Annotated in this window: 4 protein-coding genes; 3 read left to right on the top strand and 1 reads right to left on the bottom strand. The window is 65.3% G+C overall.

From position 1 onward, the window contains the following. Nucleotides 1–499: DHHA1 domain-containing protein (locus Q8R73_RS17085; protein WP_305720729.1), on the top strand; the 499-nt coding region annotated here is incomplete at its 5' end. 27 nt (nucleotides 500–526) lie between these two features. Then, nucleotides 527–1,102 carry a hypothetical protein gene (locus Q8R73_RS17080; protein WP_305720728.1) on the top strand — a complete coding sequence of 192 codons (576 nt, stop codon included), beginning with the start codon at nucleotides 527–529 and terminating at the stop codon, nucleotides 1,100–1,102. Nucleotides 1,103–1,160: 58 nt separating this feature from the next. Here the strand turns inward: Q8R73_RS17080 and Q8R73_RS17075 are convergent, their stop codons facing one another. After that, complete coding sequence (locus Q8R73_RS17075; protein WP_305720727.1) at nucleotides 1,161–2,372, bottom strand: NADP-dependent isocitrate dehydrogenase; 1,212 nt, start codon at nucleotides 2,370–2,372, stop codon at nucleotides 1,161–1,163. Nucleotides 2,373–2,823: 451 nt separating this feature from the next. Between Q8R73_RS17075 and Q8R73_RS17070 the strand changes: the two genes are divergently transcribed. Further along, nucleotides 2,824–3,985: TrmJ/YjtD family RNA methyltransferase (locus Q8R73_RS17070; RefSeq protein ID WP_305720726.1), on the top strand; the 1,162-nt coding region annotated here is incomplete at its 3' end.

The following is a 3,985-nucleotide window of genomic DNA, read 5'->3' as shown; positions in this document are numbered from 1 at the left end:
AGGCGAATTGCGCACCACGCTCGACGAGATGCCGGCGCGCATCGCCGCCTTGATGGAGGAGCGCAAGAAGCTGGAGCGCGACCTTGCCGAGGCGCGCAAGCGGCTCGCGATGGGCGGCGGCGCATCGGCTGCCAACGGATCGGCGGCGGGTCCCGCCGGCGTCCGCATGGTCGGCGACGTCAAGCTGATGGCGCGCGCGGTCGAAGGCATCGAGATGAAGGACCTCAAGAGCCTCGCCGACGACGGCAAGAAGCAACTGGGCTCCGGCGTGGTCGCCATCGTCGGCGTCACCGCGGACGGCAAGGCCGGCGTGGTGGTCGGCGTCACGCCCGATCTCACCGCGCGCTTCAGCGCGGTCGACCTGGTCAAGATCGCCTCCGAGGCGCTCGGCGGCAAGGGCGGCGGCGGGCGGCCCGACATGGCGCAGGCCGGCGGTCCCGACGGCGCCAGGGCGGATGCGGCGCTCCAGGCGATCGAGAAGGCAATGGGCGGCGCCTGAGCGCGTCCAACCCGTCGGGAGCGCGCGATGCTGCAGCGAGTTTTCGACCGGGTCGGCGCCTATGCCGCCAATGACGAGCCTCTCGCCGCCGCCGGCAACAAGGTCGCGCTGGTGCTGGCAGCCAATGGGCCCTTCTATCCGCTCTACGTGATCGCGCTGGCCGGCAGCGACGGGATGCCGTGGCTGCTGATGACGCTGCTGGCCTTTCCCGTATTCCTCATGGTGCCTGCGATCGCGCGTCGCCACCCTTTGCTCGGCAGGATAACGCTGTCGCTCGCCGGAACGCTCCACACGGTATCGTGCACGTGGGCGCTGGGCGAAAAATCAGGGACCGAGCTTTTCCTGATCCCCTGCGTCGCGCTCGCGGGGCTCCTGTTCGGCGTGGGAGAACGCATCTGGATGCTGCTGCTGGCGGCGCCGCCATTCGCCGCCTATCTCCTGCTGCACGGCAATTTCGGCGAGCCGCCCTATCGTTACGGGGATGATGCCTATGCCGCGCTGTTCTCCATGAACGCCATCAGCGTCGGCATGCTCTCGATCTTCTTCGGAATTGTCTTCTCCGGGCTCTATGCCGCGCCGGCGAAATCCCCGCCGCGCGCCTGAGCAGGCGGCAGGGCCGTTTTCGTTCTTAGCGGAGTAACCAGCCCCGCGGCCAAATGGCCTATGCCATTTCCCTGGTCAGGTTTTCCGCGACCTTGTCGAGGAAGCCCGTGGTGGAGAGCCAGCGCTGGTCGGCGCCGACCAAGAGGGCGAGATCCTTGGTCATGAAGCCGGCCTCGACGGTGTCGACGCAGACCTTTTCCAGCGTCAGCGCGAACTTGGCCAGGGCTTCGTTGTTATCGAGCTTGGCGCGGTGCGACAGGCCGCGGGTCCAGGCGAAGATCGAGGCGATCGAGTTGGTCGAGGTCTCCTTGCCCTTCTGGTGTTCGCGGTAATGCCGTGTCACCGTGCCGTGGGCGGCCTCGGCCTCGACGGTGTTGCCGTCGGGCGTCATCAGCACCGAGGTCATCAGGCCGAGCGAGCCGTAGCCCTGCGCCACGGTGTCGGACTGCACGTCGCCGTCATAGTTCTTGCAGGCCCAGACGTAGCCGCCCGACCACTTCATCGCCGCGGCGACCATGTCGTCGATCAGGCGATGCTCGTAGGTGATCTTCTTCGCGTCGAACTTGGCCTTGAACTCCCGGTCGAAAATGTCCTGGAAGATGTCCTTGAAGCGGCCGTCATAGACCTTGAGGATGGTGTTCTTGGTCGACAGGTACACCGAATAGTTCTTGGCGAGCCCCTGGTTGAACGAGGCGCGGGCGAAATCGGCGATCGAATCGTCGAGATTGTACATCGCGAGCGCGATGCCGGCGCCGGGTGCCTTGTAGACTTCCCGCTCGATCACCTTGCCGTCCTCGCCGACGAACTTCATGGTCAGCGTGCCCTTGCCGGGGAACATGAAGTCGGTGGCGCGGTACTGGTCGCCGAAGGCGTGGCGGCCGATGATGATCGGCTTGGTCCAGCCGGGCACCAGCCGCGGCACGTTCTTGCAGATGATGGGTTCGCGGAACACGACGCCGCCGAGGATGTTGCGGATGGTGCCGTTCGGCGACTTCCACATCTGCTTCAGGCCGAACTCCGCCACCCGGGCTTCGTCCGGGGTGATGGTGGCGCATTTGACGCCGACGCCGACCTTCTTGATGGCTTCGGCGGCGTCGATGGTGACCTGATCGTTGGTCTGGTCGCGGTATTCCATCCCGAGGTCGAAATACATCAGCTCGATATCGAGGAACGGGTTGATCAGCTTGTCCTTGATGTATTGCCAGATGATCCGGGTCATCTCGTCGCCATCGAGTTCGACGACGGGGTTGGTCACCTTGATTTTTGCCATGACAGATCGGGCCTTTTCGAAGAAACAGCGCGTTTCGGGACGGATGGGATGGTGGTGCCGTCGCTATAGCACCCGAAAACGCGGGCTGGAAGGCGAATGGCAGGGCAGGCCGGGCCGCACCGCGGCGCCGTCGCCGGAATCGGGTTGGTCCTGAATTTCCGACATGTGCAGTTGCCGCGCGACCTCTTTCGGAGGCGACAGGGCCAGCCGCTGCTCCGCCTGTACTGCAATCGAGGCGGGAGCGGTTCGCGGCGAGGGACCCGGGTGACGCGCCCTCCGAGGCGCAATTGAGGTTTCGGCCGAGCATCAGAAAGTAAGGCTAAGCCGATTATTTTGCTTGAGAAATCCAGCCCGCTGGGCAATCCACTATGGCTGGCCCCTTAAGGTGTTGAATCAGTTTCTTCGGAACTTGATTCACAATCTTCAGACGTTGATTCAGAAAGTGAAGCGAATGTCCGGTTCGGGCACCGACAAAACCAAATCGGGCGTGGCGCTGGCGGGACCCGTCGTCATCCTGGTCGAGCCGCAGCTCGGCGAGAACATCGGCATGGCCGCCCGCGCGATGGGCAATTTCGGCTTAACTCGTTTAAGAATCGTCAACCCGCGCGATGGCTGGCCCAACGTCCACGCCCGCCGCGCCGCTTCCGGCGCCGACCATATCCTCGACGAGGTCGAGCTGTTCGACACCGTGGAGCAGGCGGTGGCCGACTGCACGCTGCTGTTCGCCACCACCGCGCGCGCCCACGATCAGGCCAAGCCGGTGGTCGCCCCCGAAGCCGCCGCGCAGGATATCGTCGCCGGCGTCGCCGGCGGCGGGACCGTCGGCATCCTGTTCGGCCGCGAGCGCTACGGGCTGCAGAACGAGGAGGTCGCGCTCGCCAACCGCATCATCACCTTTCCGGTCAATCCCGGTTTTGCCTCGCTCAATTTGGCGCAGGCGGTGCTGCTGATCGGCTACGAATGGTTCAAGCTGTCGACCGCGGGCGCCTTGCCGTTCGCGATGCCCGAGCATTCCGAACCCGCTTCGCAGCACCAGATGCAGGCGTTCTTCGACAATCTGGTCCGCGAACTCGACAAGGTCGAATTTTTGCGTCCGGCCGAGAAACGCGAGACCATGCTGGTCAATCTGCGCAACATCTTCACCCGGATGGAGCCGACCAAGCAGGATATGCACACCCTGCACGGCGTCGTGATGGCGATCGCGGAGGGGCGCAAGGGTCCCGCCAAGGGCGGCGTGCTCGACGGCGAACAGGCCACGCGCCTGCGCGCGCTGCTCGCCGAACACGGGCAGCACGCCTCGCCGTCGGAGAGCGGCACCGTGCGCGGGCTGGCGCGGCTGTTGCGGCGTAACCCGACCGACGCCGAGCGCATCCTGTGGGAGGGGCTGCGAACCGACCGCCGTTTCGCCGGGCAGTTCAAACGCCAGACCCCGGTCGGCCGCCACATTCCGGATTTCGTCAGTTTCGTGCACCGGCTCGCGATCGAACTGGTCAATCCCGAGGAGACCGAGGTGATCGCCAGCGACCGCAGCGCGCGGCAGGCCTGGCTGGAGGAGCGCGGCTACCGGGTTGTCGATATGGCCTCCGCCGATGTCGAGGCCGATATCGGTGGAC

The sequence above is a fragment of the Bradyrhizobium sp. genome, assembly GCF_030697065.1.
Classification (GTDB): Bacteria; Pseudomonadota; Alphaproteobacteria; order Rhizobiales; family Xanthobacteraceae; genus Bradyrhizobium.
The sequence above is the reverse complement of the archived record's forward strand: the minus strand, read 5'-3'. Positions and strand labels throughout refer to the sequence as shown.

Coding starts and splice junctions, on each gene's coding strand:
- Q8R73_RS17080 (WP_305720728.1), top strand. CDS start 527: ATGCTGCAGCGAGTTTTCGACCGGGTCGGCGCCTATGCCGCCAATGAC.
- Q8R73_RS17075 (WP_305720727.1), bottom strand. CDS start 2,372: ATGGCAAAAATCAAGGTGACCAACCCCGTCGTCGAACTCGATGGCGAC.